Origin of the sequence: Niallia sp. RD1 (assembly GCF_024219955.1) — a bacterium.
GTDB classification, from domain to species: domain Bacteria; phylum Bacillota; class Bacilli; order Bacillales; family Cytobacillaceae; genus Niallia; species Niallia alba.
Genome location: NZ_CP100420.1, coordinates 3,152,058 through 3,170,362, shown reverse-complemented (window position 1 = coordinate 3,170,362; position 18,305 = coordinate 3,152,058). Strand labels below are relative to the sequence as shown.

The 18,305-nt window shown below is 36.2% G+C and carries 20 protein-coding genes; 4 read left to right on the top strand and 16 right to left on the bottom strand.

Annotation, left to right across the window (positions count from 1 at the left end; all coding sequences use genetic code 11):
• Window positions 1-2: 2 nt before the first annotated feature.
• Complete coding sequence (locus tag NKG37_RS15075) at window positions 3-617, bottom strand: superoxide dismutase (RefSeq protein ID WP_254414890.1); 615 nt, start codon at window positions 615-617, stop codon at window positions 3-5.
• 324 nt (window positions 618-941) lie between these two features.
• Here NKG37_RS15075 and NKG37_RS15070 point away from each other — a divergent pair, with 324 nt between their 5' ends.
• A complete protein-coding gene (locus tag NKG37_RS15070; protein WP_169188274.1) occupies window positions 942-1,598 on the top strand; it encodes a helix-turn-helix transcriptional regulator in 657 nt (218 codons plus the stop codon).
• 431 nt (window positions 1,599-2,029) lie between these two features.
• Here NKG37_RS15070 and NKG37_RS15065 read toward each other — a convergent pair whose 3' ends face one another.
• Entirely contained in the window at window positions 2,030-2,275 is a 246-nt protein-coding gene (locus NKG37_RS15065; RefSeq protein WP_016200805.1) for a YuzB family protein, read from the bottom strand.
• Window positions 2,276-2,902: 627 nt separating this feature from the next.
• Window positions 2,903-3,382, bottom strand: coding sequence for a methylated-DNA--[protein]-cysteine S-methyltransferase (locus NKG37_RS15060; protein ID WP_169188273.1), 480 nt, complete (start codon window positions 3,380-3,382; stop codon window positions 2,903-2,905).
• A gap of 193 nt (window positions 3,383-3,575) precedes the next feature.
• Here NKG37_RS15060 and NKG37_RS15055 point away from each other — a divergent pair, with 193 nt between their 5' ends.
• Window positions 3,576-4,967 (top strand): L-cystine transporter, encoded by a 1,392-nt coding sequence (locus NKG37_RS15055; protein ID WP_016200803.1) that lies wholly within the window; start codon window positions 3,576-3,578, stop codon window positions 4,965-4,967.
• A 162-nt stretch (window positions 4,968-5,129) separates the two neighbouring features.
• On the opposite strand, the gene NKG37_RS15050 is transcribed toward NKG37_RS15055, so the two are convergent.
• The 6 genes from NKG37_RS15050 to NKG37_RS15025 all read right to left on the bottom strand — a co-directional run bounded on the left by NKG37_RS15050 (window position 5,130) and on the right by NKG37_RS15025 (window position 9,494).
• On the bottom strand, window positions 5,130-5,363 hold the full coding sequence (locus NKG37_RS15050; RefSeq protein WP_254414818.1) for a DUF5348 domain-containing protein: 234 nt from the start codon (window positions 5,361-5,363) through the stop codon (window positions 5,130-5,132).
• Window positions 5,360-6,160, bottom strand: coding sequence for an ExeA family protein (locus NKG37_RS15045; RefSeq protein ID WP_367976433.1), 801 nt, complete (start codon window positions 6,158-6,160; stop codon window positions 5,360-5,362). The genes NKG37_RS15050 and NKG37_RS15045 overlap by 4 nt, the downstream gene beginning before the upstream one ends.
• Window positions 6,153-7,508 carry a DDE-type integrase/transposase/recombinase gene (locus tag NKG37_RS15040; RefSeq protein WP_254414816.1) on the bottom strand — a complete coding sequence of 452 codons (1,356 nt, stop codon included), beginning with the start codon at window positions 7,506-7,508 and terminating at the stop codon, window positions 6,153-6,155. The genes NKG37_RS15045 and NKG37_RS15040 overlap by 8 nt, the downstream gene beginning before the upstream one ends.
• 41 nt (window positions 7,509-7,549) lie before the next feature.
• Window positions 7,550-8,014 carry a DUF6431 domain-containing protein gene (locus NKG37_RS15035; protein WP_254414815.1) on the bottom strand — a complete coding sequence of 155 codons (465 nt, stop codon included), beginning with the start codon at window positions 8,012-8,014 and terminating at the stop codon, window positions 7,550-7,552.
• A 291-nt stretch (window positions 8,015-8,305) separates the two neighbouring features.
• Window positions 8,306-8,998, bottom strand: a complete 693-nt coding sequence (locus tag NKG37_RS15030; protein WP_254414889.1) for a hypothetical protein — start codon at window positions 8,996-8,998, stop codon at window positions 8,306-8,308.
• Window positions 8,988-9,494, bottom strand: coding sequence for an RNA polymerase sigma factor (locus NKG37_RS15025; RefSeq protein ID WP_254414888.1), 507 nt, complete (start codon window positions 9,492-9,494; stop codon window positions 8,988-8,990). Before NKG37_RS15025 ends, NKG37_RS15030 begins: the two co-directional genes overlap by 11 nt.
• Before the next feature lie 503 nt (window positions 9,495-9,997).
• Here NKG37_RS15025 and NKG37_RS15020 point away from each other — a divergent pair.
• Window positions 9,998-11,227 (top strand): IS110 family RNA-guided transposase, encoded by a 1,230-nt coding sequence (locus NKG37_RS15020; RefSeq protein ID WP_100525939.1) that lies wholly within the window; start codon window positions 9,998-10,000, stop codon window positions 11,225-11,227.
• Window positions 11,228-11,417: 190 nt separating this feature from the next.
• On the opposite strand, the gene folE is transcribed toward NKG37_RS15020, so the two are convergent.
• The 4 genes from folE to queC are packed head-to-tail and all read right to left on the bottom strand — an operon-like array spanning window position 11,418 to window position 13,881.
• On the bottom strand, window positions 11,418-11,981 hold the full coding sequence (gene folE, locus NKG37_RS15015) for a GTP cyclohydrolase I FolE (protein WP_016200800.1): 564 nt from the start codon (window positions 11,979-11,981) through the stop codon (window positions 11,418-11,420).
• Between the two features lie 32 nt (window positions 11,982-12,013).
• On the bottom strand, window positions 12,014-12,742 hold the full coding sequence (gene queE, locus NKG37_RS15010) for a 7-carboxy-7-deazaguanine synthase QueE (protein ID WP_254414887.1): 729 nt from the start codon (window positions 12,740-12,742) through the stop codon (window positions 12,014-12,016).
• Window positions 12,735-13,217 carry a 6-carboxytetrahydropterin synthase QueD gene (gene queD, locus NKG37_RS15005; RefSeq protein WP_254414886.1) on the bottom strand — a complete coding sequence of 161 codons (483 nt, stop codon included), beginning with the start codon at window positions 13,215-13,217 and terminating at the stop codon, window positions 12,735-12,737. Before queD ends, queE begins: the two co-directional genes overlap by 8 nt.
• 4 nt (window positions 13,218-13,221) lie before the next feature.
• Window positions 13,222-13,881 (bottom strand): 7-cyano-7-deazaguanine synthase QueC, encoded by a 660-nt coding sequence (gene queC / locus NKG37_RS15000; protein ID WP_254414885.1) that lies wholly within the window; start codon window positions 13,879-13,881, stop codon window positions 13,222-13,224.
• 350 nt (window positions 13,882-14,231) lie between these two features.
• On the opposite strand from queC, the gene NKG37_RS14995 reads away from it, so the two are divergent.
• Window positions 14,232-15,347, top strand: coding sequence for an IS4 family transposase (locus NKG37_RS14995; RefSeq protein ID WP_169188410.1), 1,116 nt, complete (start codon window positions 14,232-14,234; stop codon window positions 15,345-15,347).
• A gap of 152 nt (window positions 15,348-15,499) precedes the next feature.
• On the opposite strand, the gene NKG37_RS14990 is transcribed toward NKG37_RS14995, so the two are convergent.
• The 3 genes from NKG37_RS14990 to NKG37_RS14980 form a co-directional block, all read right to left on the bottom strand.
• Window positions 15,500-16,387, bottom strand: a complete 888-nt coding sequence (locus NKG37_RS14990; RefSeq protein ID WP_254414884.1) for a CPBP family intramembrane glutamic endopeptidase — start codon at window positions 16,385-16,387, stop codon at window positions 15,500-15,502.
• A 169-nt stretch (window positions 16,388-16,556) separates the two neighbouring features.
• Complete coding sequence (locus NKG37_RS14985; RefSeq protein WP_016200795.1) at window positions 16,557-17,411, bottom strand: GNAT family N-acetyltransferase; 855 nt, start codon at window positions 17,409-17,411, stop codon at window positions 16,557-16,559.
• Window positions 17,412-17,597: 186 nt separating this feature from the next.
• A complete protein-coding gene (locus NKG37_RS14980; protein WP_016200794.1) occupies window positions 17,598-18,296 on the bottom strand; it encodes an SDR family oxidoreductase in 699 nt (232 codons plus the stop codon).
• Between the last annotated feature and the right edge of the window lie 9 nt (window positions 18,297-18,305).

Here is an 18,305-nt window from a genome sequence, read left to right as displayed (position 1 = left end):
TATTAATTATTTGCAAATTTATCAGCAACTATACTCCAATTAATGATAGAGAAGAAATTGGAAATGTATTCAGGTCTTCTGTTTTGGTAATTTAAATAGTAGGCATGCTCCCATACATCTAATCCTAAGATAGCACGTTCTCCATCCATAATTGGATTATCTTGATTTGGTGTGCTTGTTACTTTTAAATTGCCTTCTTGGTCAACAACTAGCCACGCCCATCCAGATCCAAATCTAGTAGTAGCAGCTACAGTAAATTGTTGTTTAAATTCATCATAGCTACCAAATGCTTTATTGATCGCTTCTGCTAATTCACCAGAAGGAGCATTCGTACCTGTAGATGGTGCAATAACCTCCCAAAATAAGGAATGGTTTAAATGACCACCTCCATTATTTCTTACAGCTGTTCTAATTTGTTCTGGTACTTCATTAAGATCGCTTAATAGTTCTTCTAGAGTTTTTCCTTGTAATGCATCTTGCCCTTCAAGAGCAGCATTTAAATTGTTTACGTATGTTTGATGATGTTTTCCATAGTGAATTTCCATTGTTTTCTGGTCAATATGAGGTTCTAAAGCATTAAATTCATATGGTAAAGCTGGTAATGAATATGTAGTCATTTTGTAATTCCTCCAATTTTTTATACTTATTGGTTTAAAAAGTATAATTAAACATTAACCCATTAATAAAAAAAAATCAATTACTTTATTTCAAATTTTGGATATTTTATCACAAAACTAATTTAATTCTATGCAAGCAATCTTGTACAAAGTAACTACTTTCAACATTTTATACTTTCTGGTATAATTAATTTCTCTACACTTTTATTTAGGCTGTTTTCTAAAAGGTTATTGTTTTTTCTATAGACAAAAAGAATTAATTGGAAAATAAAGTAGCCTTTATTTATAATTTTTCTCTCCACTGAAATAGAATGGAGGTTTATAATGGTTAATACAAAAACGACAAAAGATAAAATTCTTCATCTTCTCAAAAAAGAAGGTTCCTTAACCGTAAACGATTTTACTGATCGTCTGCAAATAACACATATGGCCGTGCGAAAGCACTTAACGATATTAGAAAAAGATGATTTGATTCAATCCGAACTAATAAAACAACCAATGGGACGCCCTATTCAAAGCTTTACATTGGCGGAAAGAGCAGAATATTTTTTTCCAAAAAGCTATGAAGGAATTAGCATCGATTTATTACATGATGTAAAAGAACTATATGGAGAAGATTCAGTGCAACAGTTATTTAATAAACGGGAAGAACGTCTAACAAAAGAGCATATTTCTCGCATGGAAGACAAAAAACCTTCTGAAAAAATGCAGGAAATGGTTACTATTCAAAATGAAAAAGGCTATATGGCTGATTTATCACAAGTGGACGACTATACTTTTGAAATAACAGAATATAATTGCCCCATCTTAGAAGTTGCTAAGGAGTTTAAGATTGCCTGTCGATGTGAGACAGAAATGCTGAAAAAAGTTCTCGGCACAAATGATGTTGCTAGAACATGCTGCAGAACGGAAGGAGATAATCACTGTAAGTTTTTAGTGAAGTTTGTTCCACAACCTGCTTCTTCCTTAGTAGAGGTATAACAGCTATTTATTGCAAGCTAAGTAGTAATAATAGAAAAAAGAGGCTGGGACATAAGTATTCCAGCCAAGGATAATTCCGAACAATTATACGAAGATGCTAATGAATGTTCCGTATAATTGTTCGGGCTTTTATTTGTTTTTCAAAGGATGTTTCCATGAAGTTTGGTGCGATTCCCCGCAGCCGGAATACACTTCGCTTTCCATGGGGCTCGCGCTGAGCCGCTTCGGCCTGTGGCCTGCAGGGTCTCAGACTGTCTCGCTAATCCCATAGGAGTCTTCGTGTATTCCGGCTGCTCTGTTTTTCCAACTAATTATATTTCCTCTTGTAAAAAGTATGCGAAAGCAGCCGCTATTTACTAACTATATTAGAAATTGTTCGTCTTTACAGAGTATCTATTTAGTTATGTCCCTTCCTCTTTTTTCTATTACTATTATGCAAAAACAGCTAATTCAGCTTCAATTTGTTTCATAATTAGTTGAAGACATTCTTCTGTAGTTTTCGCAAATATTCTTTTTCCGTTAACAATTGCGTAAGGCCGTTTCGCACACATTCCACAAAATGAAAGACAGCTACTTTCAATCACGGCAACTTCTGGATATTTAGATTCTATTATTTCTTCTAAATTTATTGCTGTAATCAAACTTCCATCGCAAATTTCTACCACTACAATGCCCACTTTTGTGTTCCTCCCCTCGATTGATTATTTCTTAAACTATCTATATCGAATTAAGTATGGTTCTTATTTATAGGTAAAATACTGAATCATTTTCATAGACGATTCCTTTTACAATATACGAAAATAATTATTTATTGAGTTTTTTATACCATAAAGTATAAAAAACAAGTATATACATTTAATCATTTTCCACCTAAAAAAGCAAGTAAAGAAGCACTCAACTGACCTAGTAAACTTTTCTTCCATGAAAAATAAAAATACTCCTTTGTAGCTGAAATGTAATGTAATAACAGGTTCATGATCATCTACAGAAGGAGTTTTTGCATTAATATTATTTGTTCAATGGATAATTCTTCTATTATCTTCCAAAAAAGAAATAGAAAATATCCTTTTTAAATATTATTGGAAATATCACCCTAAAAAATAATAATATTCGGACAATTAGTTCACCGATTCACAATGTTTGATTTTGAAATCGTTTTCAAATATAATGTAAATTAGGTTGGATAACATTAGTGGTTATCATTGTATACAGCGTAGGTGGAGCTGATACTATAAAGGAGCTTTTTTAAGTTCTAATGAAAAGCAGAAAATCTTTTATAAAAAGGATTTTCTGCTTTTCCAAAATTACCTTATTGCCATTTTCCATTTTTGCTCATGTCTAAGCAGCCACTCTTTTCTCCACAAGCCACCAGCATACCCAGTTAACGTTCCATTGGCACCGATTATTCGGTGACATGGAATAATTATGCATAGCTTGTTTTTTCCATTTGCACTTCCAACTGCTCTCACTGCCTTTTCGTTACCGATGTTGTTAGCAATATCCTTATAGGATCCGGTTGCAGCATAAGGTATACTAGTTAATGCATTCCATACTTGCTTTTGAAAAGGAGTTCCTTCCATTTCAATTGGAAAAGAAAAATCAAAATATTTCCCACTAAAATAGGCATCTAACTCGTTGAAACATGTAACTAAAACAATAGGTGTCTGATCATCTATCTTATTTTCTGGTAACTCTTTTTCCGAAAACAAAATAGAATAAACAGCTTTATCCGTCCCGCTTATCTCTATTACTCCAATTGGAGATTGGTAATCGATTGTAAACATCCTATTCCCCCATAAAACGCTTATTTGCTCTTTATTTTAACAGAAAAACAAATATTGTTGCTTCATTAAATTTCCCTTTGTTTATTTTTCAAATTATTGTTTACAAATTAGTAAAATAGTGTTAGTCTTTTAAATAATTTACTTAATTCCTATTTAACCTATAGGAATTACAATTTTAAAGGAGGACTTAGCATTGAACTTTTTCGCTATATTAAACATTCTTATCTTACTTATTTTGCTTAGTGTTCTTTTCTACATGCAAAAGAAACATATTTCCTTTTCTAAACGCGTCTTTACAGGGTTAGGACTTGGTGTTTTATTCGGGGCAATCTTACAGTTATTTTATGAACCAAGTTCTGAAGTAATCACTGTTACAAATGATTGGTTTGGATTAGTCGGAAGCGGATACGTAAAACTATTGCAAATGATCGTTATGCCACTAGTTTTTATCTCCATTGTCGCTGCATTCACAAAGCTTGAAAAATCAGCAAACCTTGGTAAAATCAGTGGTCTTGTAATCGGAACATTATTAATCACTACAGCTATTTCTGCTGGAATTGGGATTGCAGCAACAGCTGGCTTTGACTTAAAGGCTATTGATGTAAATGCTGGCGATGCCGAAATTCTTCGCGGACAACAATTAGAAGAAACTTTAGGAGAAGTACAAAGCACAACTGTACCACAAAAAATCCTGAGCTTTTTACCTGCGAACCCATTTCAAGATTTAACAGGGGCAAGACCAACTTCTACTATCGCAGTAGTTATTTTCGCAGCATTTGTTGGGGTTGCATTCTTAGGAATTAGAAGAAAAAATCCTGAGCAAGCTGCATTTTTCCAAAAGATTGTTGAAGCTTTACATACAGTTGTTATGCGAATAGTTACATTAGTGCTACGACTAACTCCATATGGAATACTTGCACTAATGGCGAAGACTGTTGCGGGAAGCAACTTTGATGCGATTGTGAAGCTAGGTAAATTTGTTATTGCTTCCTATGTAGCATTAATTGCCATGTTTATTGTTCATTTAATAATCCTTGCTGTTATGGGACTTAGTCCAAAACAATATCTTAAAAAAGTTTGGCCAGTTCTGACATTTGCATTCACATCACGTACAAGTGCAGGAACAATGCCATTAAACATTGAGGCACAGAAGAATAAATTAGGTGTACCTGAATCGATTGCTAACTTTTCTGCATCCTTTGGGGTATCCATAGGGCAAAACGGCTGCGCTGGAATCTATCCTGCAATGCTTGCAGTCATGATTGCACCAACCCAAGGCATTAACCCTCTATCCCCTTCTTTTATTGCAACATTGATTATTGTTGTCATGATTAGTTCTTTCGGGGTAGCTGGAGTTGGTGGTGGAGCAACTTTTGCAACATTAATTGTTCTGTCTACTTTAAACTTACCAGTTGCTTTAGCTGGGGTATTAATCTCCGTTGAACCATTAATTGATATGGGTCGTACTGCTCTAAACGTAAGTGGATCTATGGTTTCTGGTGTCGTAACAAGTAAAACACTTGGTGAATTAGATACGAAACAGTATCATTCAAATGAAGTGGATACTGCTGAGAATATTGCGTAATAGAAAAGCAAAGCTCCTCCTAAGGTGCTTTGCTTTTTTAGTGTATTCATGTTAATGCTAAACTATATTGTCCAGAAATTGACGGTATACTTTGTCCCGATTTTGATGGAGAAAATGACCAAAAAATGGAGGCTGCGAATCACTAAGCCTCCATTTTCAATATCAAATTCCAATTTTATATATCTCATTTTCCTTTAAATCAAGCTTTACACCTTCAGATCCCATTACAATATACCACTGCCTATCTAATTCCAACCGACAAGGAATTCCAATGTCTCCTTCAATACAAAGTTCAAAAAACTCACCACAATGTATCATGTAGTTATCATCATCCATTACCACTGACCAGCAATCTAAATCCTTCTCATAGATCATATTCAACCACAGTCTGCTCATGACAGTTCCCCCTGAATGACATGCTTAACCATATGATCATCAATGATACGACGTCCATTTTGGGCTCCATACAGGAGACTGTGTGTGCATAATTTATTTATAAGTCTTGGCGTTCCACCAGAAAACCGATGAATTTCCTCCAAAGCACCGTCTGAAAAGATTTGTTGGTCTACCCCAGCATAATCTAGATGTCGTGAGACATATTCATTAACCTGAGCCTGATCATAGTGACTTAATCTAAATTGAATATCAATTCTTTGGCGAATGGCTGCGTATGATTGAAGACGCAGACGGTCCCATAATTCACTTTGTCCCACAAGGATAAGAGCCATCGGACTTTGCGCATCCATTTTAAAATTCAGTAAAAATCTAACCTCCTCAAGCATCTCACGGTCTAACAGGTGGGATTCATCTATTACAACTACGGGTTGGATCCCATGAATGCCTCTCATTAACTCAATTTCCCGATGTAGCTGCCGTTTTGCATCCCCTCGATAAAATTTCGCTTCCGACCCCAACTGCTCTAATAATCCTTTATAAAAATGCCGGGGAGTTAGTTTTGAATCGGATAAATATAGTACTTGAAATTTGCCGCCATCAAGGCCATCGACAAATTTCCGAATTGTTGTGGTTTTCCCAGTGCCACAATCTCCGGTTAATACGGCAAATAACTGTCTTTCTGCCGCATACTTTAACCGGCCCAAAACTTCTTGCATCGTAAACGATTCATAAAGTTGAGTTGGAGGAACATCCCGAGTAAAAGGGGTATGTTTCATTCCATAAAAGTCCTCAAACATCTTCGCCATCCTCCTTCCAAATAGCACGGAAAGAAACGGCTGGAGCTTGCTCAATTTTTCGTTCTTGATGCTTCTGTTCGGCTGCTTTAAGAAGTCTGGAAGAATCAGTTTTATGTGATTGGAGATGTGAAGGCAATGTTGGACGTTTCCCAGCTCTTTCACCAATCACAAGCTTTTTGGCTTTCCACGGGGAATGCCCCTCGTATTCAATTGTTAGCTCATCCAAGTACGCAGGGTCATAAACAACATCTACTTGACGACCAATAAAGGATAGGCCAACCTCATATTTCTGATCCATAAAACTAATGCATCCCGACTTATCTACTTTCCGCGTCTCACAATGCAAGAATGCATTCGCTAGTTTGTCAGGATCAATAAATCGAAGGGCTTTTTTATCGCTTCGAAAAGCAGTTTCAGGGCTAATGTTCTCCCCAAGACCGGAATGTGGTTTATTTTGATAACACTCTGATAACCATACTTGAAAGAGCTCATTCAAGCGATCTAATGAATTGGGCTTTTCAAGCGCTGCTTCACCTAAGAAAGAGTCTACCACTCTATTAAAGCGTTCAACCTTTCCTTTTGACTCAGCCGCATACGGTTTTGCATAGATTAGCCTTGTGCCTAATTTGGAACAAGTACGAGACATCCACCTAGTTCTGTACTGTTTACCGTTATCAAAATAAACAGCATCAGGGACGCCGTATTTTTGTATAGCGTTTCGAAAAGCATCTTCTATAATCCTGGAATCTAGGGTAGGATAGAAGGCACCATGCAGAATAAATCGGGTTGCGTCGTCTATTATAGCTACTAAATAGACCTGCTTCTTCGTGCCGTTTGGTCCAATGGGCAAATAAGGTCCATATTTAATATCCGATTGCCACAGCTGGTTACGATGACGCTTTTGAAATCGTCTAGCCGCTACTCCTGTTTGAGAGTAGAGCCTCATTTGCCTAGAACTATATCCTCTTTCAGTTAACTTTTCTTGAAGGGTTGAACGTTTTAGCTGCCCTGGTTTAGCCAAGCCCTCCCACTCTAGTATTTGAATAATTTGGGCAACACTTCTAGTAGGGGCTTCTTTTCGAAGAAGAATCGCTTGATCCAATAAATGCGAGGGAATGCCCTCTTTTTTCATTTGTTCTGAGATTCCTTTTGGCTTTAGCCCTTCAAAACTTTCATTACGATACTGCTCAAGGTAACGTCTGATTGTCCTTTCAGAAAGACCGCTGGTCTTACATATATGGTTTTTCAATTCCTTTGCTTTTCCAGCATCTAGCCCTTCCGCCAACAAAGGGGCAATGAGTTGGAACCTTTGTACTGCAATCTCTTCTGCCTTTTTTTGATTTCTCATGATAACACTCCTTTTACAAATGTGATTATCATGAGTGTAAATCAGCTTTCTTCGGACAAGAATGCAGAACGGGTATGTAGCCACAAATTAAAATTCACAATTGGCCGGACAATTCTCTCCAGCCATCTGGGGGCATTCCCCACCAGCCGTCCTATTCTTTGAAGTGCAGGCTCTGAATTTGCGGACGTCAAATTCAAAGGGACCTCGCCTTGTTTAGTTCGAAGCACAATAGACATAAGACAATTAGCCCAGTAATCTACAAAATAATTAAACCAATTTAACCAACGAAATAGGGTAGACTCATCAGCTGGAACATCATGTGAAGAAGGGTTCGAAAGAACCGACTCAATACACTCTGCCTTATACCTCTTATATGGAACTAAGAAATCTGGTAATTCATGATGAATCCGGCCGCATTGATCACAACCTAATCGCCGAATGTTGTATACTTTTGTCTCTCCAGAACTTTCTCTTGATTTTCTATCTCTAGTACCAATTACGCTCATGCTTTTCCCGCAACAGGGAGAAGGAATCCTCCCCGCACCTCTAACTAAAAACTCCTTTGTTTTCAATTAGTTTATAATCTGATACAATAATCATATGGTTTTTTAGGGGACGTCTCCCGTATATCTGTTGGCGCAGGTATACATAATGGGAGGCGTCTTTTCCTTTCTCCAGAATCATAATCATAAATGTCGAAATGTTTCGAATCATGTACATATGGACATTATAACCGTCTAATTCTGGACAGGCAACACCGTCAACTTTCGGTCATTTTGAATTAGCAAAAACAGTATTCACTCAAATTCATTAATAAGATCAAAATAATTAATTAACATTACTTCTATTTTGTGTTCTTCATTTAAATTTGCTTGCCCAGTAATTGTTCCAACTTCTGCTGTACTGCTGTCCTGTTTACGGTACTCTATTTTTGCAGAAAAATTATATATAATCTCATCAGAACTGGTCTTTTCACAATTAATTTCCAATACTCTTAAAGTGTAATGATATCTCGCAGGTTCATTCCATACTACGGACCCATATCTTGAAACGTATTCAACATACGCTCTATCACTTGCAAAATACTCTTTATATAAGCCCTCTTCATATTCGCTTAATCCCTTTATTTCTCCCTCTTCTACCGAACTCATATTATTCATTAATCTTAACCATTTCTCGTCAGGTCCCGTAAAGTTATTTTTTATAACAGCTTCTATTGTTCTTATACCCGCTTCTTCTTTCGCTGCTATACTATCACTTGGATTTCGTGCCGAATCAGAAGAATTTAAACTTAACCCAAGCGGAATTAATATAATGATAAACGTAGCTACAGCCATAAAAGGAAAAATTTTTGAATAAATCCTCCTTTTTTTTCGTGTTGTAGAAATCTGTGTCCACAATTCTTCTTTTAGTCCACTAGGTATTTTAATAGAGTTATACTCCTTCTCTAACTGCTCCTTTAATCTTTCATCTTCTTGATTATTCTTCAACTTTACTTTCACCTCCTGATTGATACTGTCGATACATTTTTTGTTTTGCACGATATATTCTTGATTTAACTGTTCCTAATTTAATAGAAAGCAATTTAGCAATTTCTCTCTCTGATAAGTCATCCATATATTTTAATATCAATACTTGTTTTTGTTCCGGTGGTAAATTGGCTAAATAATATTCTATTTCATCTTTCTCATCATTAAATTCATAAGTGTTTAACACATAGTTTTCTTCTTCAAACAATTGTGCTGATTGTCTTTTGTTTTTATTATAGATATCAATGGCAGTTCTTGTTGCAATCGTAGTTATCCAAGCACTTAACTTGGAGTGGTTATTTATTTTCCCTAAATTTTTTAATACCTTTATAAAGGTATCATGAGTGGCATCTTTCGCAAGTTCCTCATTTTTCAGAATATAAAAAGTTGTTTTATATACCTTCTCAAAAAAGAGTTCATATATCTCCTTCTCATTAAAACCAGTAATATCGAACACCCCCCTTTACCTTAAAGACCAGTCTATCCACGAAAAAGTTCCACTTTTATTATAAAGGCTGTTTTCGTAAAGTTTGTTGCGATTACCCGCAGCCGGAATACACTTCGCTTTCCGGGGTCTCAGACTGTCTCGCTAATCCCCGTGGCGTCTTCGTGTATTCCGGCTGCTCCAATTTTCCTATTAATTCTTTTTTCCTATTGAAAAAACAACAATCCTTTAGAAAAACTCTCATGGCGGCGTTACCCGCCGCCACCGTCTATCATGAAAACTTGCTCCTATCCCATGATAGAAAGTCTAAACCACTTAACACCTGACCATAATTAATAGTACAATACGACCAGTCCGAAGACTGTTTGGTGGATCAATACAAGTTGATACCCCGTTAGAAAAACTGGTTGTGACAGTTTAAAAGAACCGTCTAATGTGTTTATAAACACGAATACAAAAATTTTGTATGATGACTTCTGTCGCTTGTATTGTATTAAAATCTTTGAGGTGATTATATGGAAGCTATGATTGAACGGTGTGCAGGCCTAGATGTACACCAAGAAACAGTAGTTGCTTGTGTTTTATTTGGTTCATTAGATAAAAAACCAAATAAAGAGATTCAAACCTTTCCAACAACCACAAGTGGCCTTTTGGCACTTAGCGACTGGCTATCCTCACACAAAATAACGGATGCTGTAATGGAAAGTACCGGTGTATATTGGAAGCCCGTTTGGAATGTTATAGAATGTGACTTCCAATTAATCCTTGCCAATGCCCAACATGTTAAAAATGTTCCCGGAAGGAAAACAGACGTAAAAGATGCGGAGTGGTTAGCTAAACTTTTGCGTTCTGGACTAATTGAAAAAAATTTTGTACCGCCCAAAGAAATTCGTGATTTGCGAGATTTAACCCGGTATCGTAAAAAACTCATCCATACACGAACTTCTGAGCGCAATCGAATCCACAAAATTCTACAGGATGCAAATATTAAACTAACTTCTGTTTTATCTGACATTTTTGGTGTCACTGGTTGTCGCATTATTGAAGCCCTAATAAACGGCGAAAAAATAGGTGTGTTTGAACTTCAACAAATGGTTGATTCAAGAGTTAAGGCGAGCACAACAGATATTGCAGAAGCCCTTAACGGTGGAATACGTAAACATCATATTGATATGTTACGTTTCCATTGGGACCATATCAATCACATCGATGAAACAATCGAAAAAGTAGTTGAACGCATAGACCAAGCGCTTATTCCTTATCAAGAGGAGTGCGAACTACTAGATACCATACCGGGTGTGGATAAAAATGCATCCGCAATCTTTATAGCTGAAATGGGTGTAGACATGTCAGTATTTAAAAGTTCTAAACATCTAGCCTCATGGGCTGGAGTGAGTCCAGGAAATTATGAGAGTGCCGGTAAAAAAAAAACAGGTAAAACTCAGTACGGAAACAAATCATTAAGAACCACCGCTGTTGAATGTTCCATGGCTACAGATAGACAGTATAATCGCATATCTGCACATAGAAAAAGAATTATGAAACGACAAGGAAAATCGAAAGCACGGATCGCTTCCGCTCATTTAATCCTAACAATTGCTTACAATATTTTAAAAACAAGGCAACCATATCAGGAACTAGGCCCTGATTATGTTGATCTCGAACAAAGTAAAGAACAAAAAATGATTCAATACTTAAAAAGGAAAGGGTATCGTATTGAACCCACTAATGAACAAATTGCTTAATGAATAACAAAAGCACTATATTTAATCATTCCTAGCCTTTTAAAAAAGTTCAAATTTAGAAGGTTCAGCTTAGTGTTGCCTTTTACCTAAAGAGTTTTCATACAAAACAGCCATTATAAAAAATGGTAAGTTAATTTAATAAAAAAAATCCTGCTCTCACAGGATTTTTAACCTTTATCAATAGTTCATCTTATTTTATCATCGCAAATACTTCTGCTCGCTTGTCACTGTCTGTTTGGAAAACACCACGAACAGCAGAAGTAACTGTTTTAGCACCTGGCTTTTTCACTCCACGCATTGTCATACACATATGTTCTGCTTCTACCACGATCATCACTCCATAAGGCTCTAAAGTTTCCATCATTGTATCTGCTACAGTGGATGTAATTCGTTCTTGCAGCTGTGGGCGTTTCGAAACTGCCTCTATTGCTCTTGCAAGCTTACTTAATCCTGCAACCCTTCCTCCTTTAGGAATATAGGCTACATGTGCTTTTCCATAGAAAGGAACTAAATGATGCTCACACATAGAGTAAAAAGGAATATCTTTTACTAATACAAGTTCTTCATGGTCTTCATGGAAAATGGTTTCAAAATATTCTTTTGGATCGATTGTAAGACCTGAAAAAACTTCTTCATACATTTTTGCTACACGTTTTGGAGTATCCAATAATCCTTCTCTATTTGGATCTTCTCCAACCGCTTCTAATAATAAACGAATTGCCTCCTCTATTTGAGGAGTATTAATTTTACTCATTCCAAAATCCTCCTAAATGCCTTCCAGATTATCTACACGCCACGCTTATTTCCCCAAATATACGTATGTAGCTGTGGGAGTACCTTTACATTTTTGAACTTATGATCAAGCATTGTTTTACCAATCAACCACTTATACTTAGTCAATAATTGCTCTACTAATTGAATGTTATCAGTCGTTTTGTTATCTTCATTACCGACTTGCAGAAAAAAAGGAATATCTGAATAACGCAGATGCACTTTCTTGGCATAGTCATAATCTTCATCTGAAAATACAACGACTTTTAGACTAATATGATTACTTCGATTTGCATCTCTTAATCTTTGCATAATCGAATCTAATATGTCAAAATCAGTATTCATTTTAGAACTTGGTGGTTTTGGTGAAATAGTCAATTCATCGATATCTACAAACCAATCCTGCCATTTACTTCCCTGGGTTTCAAGTCCTATTTTTATTTCCTTTTCCTTTAAAAAATCAACCAAATACGAAAGATTTTTCAATAGGGCTGGGTTTCCTCCAGAAAGGGTGACATGAGAAAAACCATCGCCGCCTAATTGCACTAGCTCCTGCCAAATCTCTTCTGCCTGCATTTGCTTGATTAGTCCCTTGCCGCTGCCATCCCATGTAAAGGCAGAATCACACCAAGCACAAGAATAATCGCAGCCTGCTGTTCTGACAAACATCGTTTTTTGGCCAATGACCATTCCCTCTCCTTGAATCGTTGGTCCGAATATCTCCATTACAGGTACTTTACTCATACTCCATCCACTCCCTTTTCATTTCTGCAAAACTAGTAGGAGTTTCATAGAGGCGAACAAATTCCACTCTTGCCCCATTATCTACTTGTTTCATCTCATCTTTGTTCAAGGCTTCTTCCATTTTTTTGAAAATCCAATAAACAATATTCTCTGCTGTAGTATTCATTGGTGGAAGTGTCTCATTTAAATAGCGATGATCCAAGTAAATTTCAATGTCGCTTTTCCAAATCTTTTTAATATCGCCAAAATCTATCATTAATCCGCGGTCATCTAAATAGCCACTAATTCCAAAAACAACCTTGTACGTATGTCCATGCAGATTCATGCATTTCCCTTCGTAGGCATGCAAATGATGTGCTGCATCAAAGGTAAACTCTTTACTAACCATCACACGCTTATGATGATATTTTAATTGCTTTGAAGAAATATCTTCCCCAAATTTTTGCAGTTTATCTACTACTCGAAAGTCATGCATCCTATTATACCCCCTTTCGACCAGCTAAATAATCATCTAAGCCCTTTTTGCGCAACTTACAAGCCGGACATTCCCCACAGCCATCTGCAACAATTCCGTTATAGCATGTCAATGTCTTTTCACGAACAAAATCGAACGCATTCAGTTGATCTGCGAGTCCCCATGTCTCTGCTTTATTTAACCACATTAGTGGAGTATGAATAACAAATTGATTGTCCATTGAAAGATTTAACGTTACATTCAATGACTTAATAAAGATGTCACGACAGTCCGGATATCCACTAAAATCTGTCTCACAAACGCCAGTTACGATATGTTTTGCTTGTATTTGACTTGCTAATACACCTGCAAATGACATAAACAATAAATTACGTCCTGGAACAAATGTGGAAGGCAATGCGCCATCCTTCCCTTCTTCTACCGCAATATCTTCCCTTGTTAAAGCATTTGGCGCAAGCTGATTTAGTAGCGACATATCAAGAATATGATGTTTAATGCCAAGTTCTTCATTAATCTTCTTCGCACATTCAATCTCTGTAATATGCCTTTGGTTATAGTCAAACGTGACAGCCACTACTTCTTTGAAGTTTTTCATCGCCCAAAATAAACAAGTAGTGCTATCTTGACCACCACTAAATACAACAACCGCTTTTTCGTTTTTCATTTCTAAAATCTCCTTCATATAGAAAAAACAGCACTACTAAGAAAGCAGTCCTGTTTTTCTTAGTTTTTTAAAGAGGGTAGCTAGAACCTCCACCGTAGAAACGGATTTTACTATGCTATTGTTTTAGCTCGACTTATTATATCGCATATTAGACAATTATTCTATGAGAATATTATTTTTTCGCTAAACAAAACTTATATGAATTACATCACTAGTGTTGCATTAATTTAATTTCACTATTAAAAATACTCGAAATGTTCACTTTTATTATTTTATGCATAGAAAAAGTCCTTTATAATGGATAAGTCAGGTGGTAACCCGTCCAAATCCACTAAAAAAGGACAAATCTCATGGACAAGATTACACGAAAAACTTCATTTGGACAATGGTTTTCGCCAATTAATCTTCAATTATTTGAAGAACAGGTGAAAACATTGAAATTAGATTGCTATACGAAAAAGTTAACGACAGAATCATTCCTAAAACTATTACTTTTTGCACAATTAGAAGAAGTTGAAAGTCTTCATGCGTTAAGTGATTGCCTTTTTGATGATCATCTTCAAAAGGAAATCGACCTTGATTCTATAAGCATTTCTCAGCTCTCGCGCCGTTTAAATGGTCTAAATCCAGATTTGTTTCAAAGACTTTTCCTTGATTTAGTCGGACAAATTCACGCCAAAACACACTACACAAAACTTGTCATGCCGTTAAAAATTATTGATTCAAGTACTTTGCCACTAAATTTGACCAATCATAAATGGGCGAAGTTCCGCAAAACTAAGGCAGGCGTAAAGTTACACTTACGCCTTGTATTTATGGAAAAGGGAGAATCCTATCCCGAAAAAGCCGTGATGACAACGGCAAGCGAACACGATCGTGGTCAACTTGAGATTATGGTTGACGATAAAGAATGCATGTATGTGTTTGACCGAGGTTATCTAGACTACGAGCGTTTTGATCGCATGACCGATGAAGGCTACTTTTTTCTTTCTAGGCTACGAAAAAACGCAGTCGTACGGGAGGTTTATGATTTTAAACTACCCAAGGATTCATCTGTTTTGTCGGATCAAATGGTGTTGATTGGTACAACTCAAAACCGAGCTGAAAACTATTTTCGACTTCTAAAAATAATAGATTCAAAAGGTAATGAACTTCATTTAATCACAAATCGTTTTGACTTAAGCGCCGAAGAAATATCGGAAATGTATAAATCACGATGGGCAATTGAGCTGTTTTTTAAATGGATTAAACAACATCTCAATATCAAGAAATTCTACGGTCAAAGTGAATGGGCGATTCAAAATCAAGTGTTTATCGCACTTATTGTTTTTTGTCTTCATGTTCTGGTACAACTCGAAACAAAAAGTAAGCGGAAAACCTTGCAAATTAGCCGTTATTTAAGGGCAGCATTGTGGAAACCAGCACATGTCTGGCTTCGCAAAATTGAAGGAAAAGCCATCCCTTAATCAACAAATTGTTGTCGTTGCACAGGTCTAATTGTAAATAAATTTCCAAATGGACAGGAGCCGCCTTTAGAAAGGTAATTACTTTTTTGGCTCTAAGTAGAGTAAACAATTAAACTGAAAATTATGACACTATTTACGCAACACTAGTGGAATTACATCACTCTTTTCTTTGTATATAGATTAGTAACAACAAAACCTAGAACAATCATTAAAGTAGCTAGTAAACCGCCTTCCAGGCCAAAAGAACCGCCCGTTAGCCAATTATTTCCCATGGACACATCGATTCCATAAAGACCGTGCGGAGTAGTACCACTAACTGGAAAACCAAACACATTTCCTTGAAAATAATTCCACGTTACATGGTAACCAATTGGCATCCATAGGCTTTTCGTCTTATCATACATATAAGCAAACAGGAGCCCAACAAGAAAAATATTAATAATTCCAAGAACCGCCACATTCGGATTTAATAAATGTGCCACACCAAAAATAAGCGAGGAAACGATATACACGACCGTCTTAGAGTTACCGTTATCTGCAAGTGTTGTCATAATGTAGCCTCTAAATGTTAGTTCCTCTGAAAACCCTACTAAAATAAAAAACAGAAGATAAGATAGCGTGTAGGCAGAAAAATCTGGTGAAGCAAAAGAATTAGCCATCTCTATATTTTGGGTGAATAATAGAATTAAAAAAATAAAGACGATAGACACTGCACCAAGTCCTAAACCAGTAATAAAATCTGGAGAAAACCTTTTAAATCCCATTTCTGAAATTCTCTTCTTATTAACAAACTTCCATAAAAGAAACAAGATTGCGATACCACCGATTAATCCTAAACCTTGAGACAAGAGAGATAGCGGAGAACTATCTAAAACCTGATCAATCATTTCATCCGAAATATTAGGATGAATTTGTGATTCAATAATTACGGCGATAATCATACCTGGGGCTGAAAGAATCATTTGCGCTATCATTGTAGCTGTTATAGCTAACAAAATAATCCAGCCCGACCTCACTTTCCCCATTTTATTTTTATACATCATTTTCCTCCTCTTTTCTTCACAATATATTCATAGAATTTTTTCCTCTATTCATTATATCTATTTCTTTTTGGACAATATATACTCTAATTCAATATTTTTCTACTATTCATATCATAGAAAAAAGATTCCCCTTAATATAGAAAAATCTAAAATAAGCATACATTATTCATCCATAAGCCTGTGCCGCAATTGCATATAAGCTATTATTTCTTTTTGGAAATGCTTCAAGATTCTTGACCATTACCGGGGGACGATCGTTTACTTGAAATCCTACTGTCTCTAATTCTTTCATTAATGATGTCTTCCCATCTAATACATCTATTCGTATACTTCCCTTATTGGTCGCAATTATTGTTTGAATAAGGAGCATCGCTTGTTTATCATTTTGAGCAACTACTGGACCAAGTACGAGATTAGCAGGTTTTTTAACAGCAAGAGCATATCCAACAATTATGCCTTGTTCCTTTAGCACAAGTGTATCCTTTGCCTGCTTTATCCTATTTTTTAGAAATAGTTCTCTCCCACTTCCAAATGCCACTTCGTCTAACTCCATCATTTCTTTTATATCAGTTTTGTTTAACGGACTAATGGAATAACCATCCGATGCTACCTCAAATATTTTTCCTTCCCCTAGAAGCTTTGTCACATGACTATATTCTTTAAAGCCTAATTTTTCATATACAGGTCTACCTTCTTTTGTAGCAATTAACATAAGTGCGGTATTTTGTGTTACTTGGCTCATACACTGAATCAATAGCTCTTTCGCTAATCCTCTTCCTCGATAGTCTGGATGGACAATAACCATGCCGATCGAGGCTAATTTAGCTCCATAAGGAATAATGGCCGCACAGGATATAACCATCTTATCGATATTTACATGTCCATAAACACTCCCTGAAGCGAGCAAAGTTTGTATTTCCTCTCTATCATAATCCCAACCAACGATCGTGGCTAAGGATAGCAAGTCTCCGATATGTAATTGATTTAACTGCTGCCTTGTTACTACCTCTTCCTTTTTCATTAGTTACTCCTTCCTCAATAAATCAACAGAATATTATAAATAATATTTCTATTATAATGGAAATTTCCATCCATGGGGATTTTTTTCTTTTACTGAGAAGGAAGATTTTCTTTTTATATAGAAAAGAATCAGAAACTTTTTGCGTGGTGCACAAAAGTCTGATTCTTTCCCTAAACACATTTCTAGCTAAATTTTCATTTCTTGTCCTTTAAAATCAATAAATCCTAGTTCACTTTTTGCTTCTATCTTTCCTTCTAGAATATCTAGTATGCCATTTGCTGATTCTTCTGGATAGCCTGTAGCATTTTCGCCGCCCATATCCGTTTTGATCCAACCAGGATGGACAGCATGTACAGCAATATCCTTTTCTTTCACATATCTTGATAATTGTACACTAAACATGTTCAGCGCAGCTTTCGAAATGCCATAGGGAAAATCACCACCATAAGCATTATGAATACTACCAGCTTCAGAAGAAATATTAATAATCGTTTTCTTCTTCCCTTTATATAAGAGTGGTAGAAAATGTTTCATTACTCTCATTGGTCCTAATACATTAACATCCATTGTGAACTTCACATTTTCAAAGTCTAGCTCTTCGATTATTTTTCCCCGCTCTGTCAAAACTCCGGCATTATTAATAATTCCATCGATAGAACCGACATCCTCTGCTGCTAATTTAGCTGCAGTTGCAACAGATTCCTCGTTCGTTACATCAAGGAAATATGTATATACTTTATCTGGATATTGTTTTTTCAATAGATTAATAGGGGAATCCTCTTGTATTGTTCGCACACCTGCAAGCACAGTATGGCCTCGTTCCAAAGCCGTTTTGACTAGATGAATCCCCAATCCCCGATTAGCTCCTGTAAGAATAATTTTCATTCACTGCAC

Coding starts and splice junctions, on each gene's coding strand:
- NKG37_RS15075 (WP_254414890.1), bottom strand. CDS start 617: ATGACTACATATTCATTACCAGCTTTACCATATGAATTTAATGCTTTA.
- NKG37_RS15070 (WP_169188274.1), top strand. CDS start 942: ATGGTTAATACAAAAACGACAAAAGATAAAATTCTTCATCTTCTCAAA.
- NKG37_RS15060 (WP_169188273.1), bottom strand. CDS start 3,382: ATGTTTACAATCGATTACCAATCTCCAATTGGAGTAATAGAGATAAGC.
- NKG37_RS15050 (WP_254414818.1), bottom strand. CDS start 5,363: ATGAGCAGACTGTGGTTGAATATGATCTATGAGAAGGATTTAGATTGC.
- NKG37_RS15045 (WP_367976433.1), bottom strand. CDS start 6,160: ATGTTTGAGGACTTTTATGGAATGAAACATACCCCTTTTACTCGGGAT.
- NKG37_RS15040 (WP_254414816.1), bottom strand. CDS start 7,508: ATGAGAAATCAAAAAAAGGCAGAAGAGATTGCAGTACAAAGGTTCCAA.
- NKG37_RS15035 (WP_254414815.1), bottom strand. CDS start 8,014: ATGAGCGTAATTGGTACTAGAGATAGAAAATCAAGAGAAAGTTCTGGA.
- NKG37_RS15020 (WP_100525939.1), top strand. CDS start 9,998: ATGGAAGCTATGATTGAACGGTGTGCAGGCCTAGATGTACACCAAGAA.
- folE (WP_016200800.1), bottom strand. CDS start 11,981: ATGAGTAAAATTAATACTCCTCAAATAGAGGAGGCAATTCGTTTATTA.
- queE (WP_254414887.1), bottom strand. CDS start 12,742: ATGAGTAAAGTACCTGTAATGGAGATATTCGGACCAACGATTCAAGGA.
- queD (WP_254414886.1), bottom strand. CDS start 13,217: ATGCATGACTTTCGAGTAGTAGATAAACTGCAAAAATTTGGGGAAGAT.
- queC (WP_254414885.1), bottom strand. CDS start 13,881: ATGAAAAACGAAAAAGCGGTTGTTGTATTTAGTGGTGGTCAAGATAGC.
- NKG37_RS14995 (WP_169188410.1), top strand. CDS start 14,232: ATGGACAAGATTACACGAAAAACTTCATTTGGACAATGGTTTTCGCCA.
- NKG37_RS14990 (WP_254414884.1), bottom strand. CDS start 16,387: ATGTATAAAAATAAAATGGGGAAAGTGAGGTCGGGCTGGATTATTTTG.
- NKG37_RS14985 (WP_016200795.1), bottom strand. CDS start 17,411: ATGAAAAAGGAAGAGGTAGTAACAAGGCAGCAGTTAAATCAATTACAT.
- NKG37_RS14980 (WP_016200794.1), bottom strand. CDS start 18,296: ATGAAAATTATTCTTACAGGAGCTAATCGGGGATTGGGGATTCATCTA.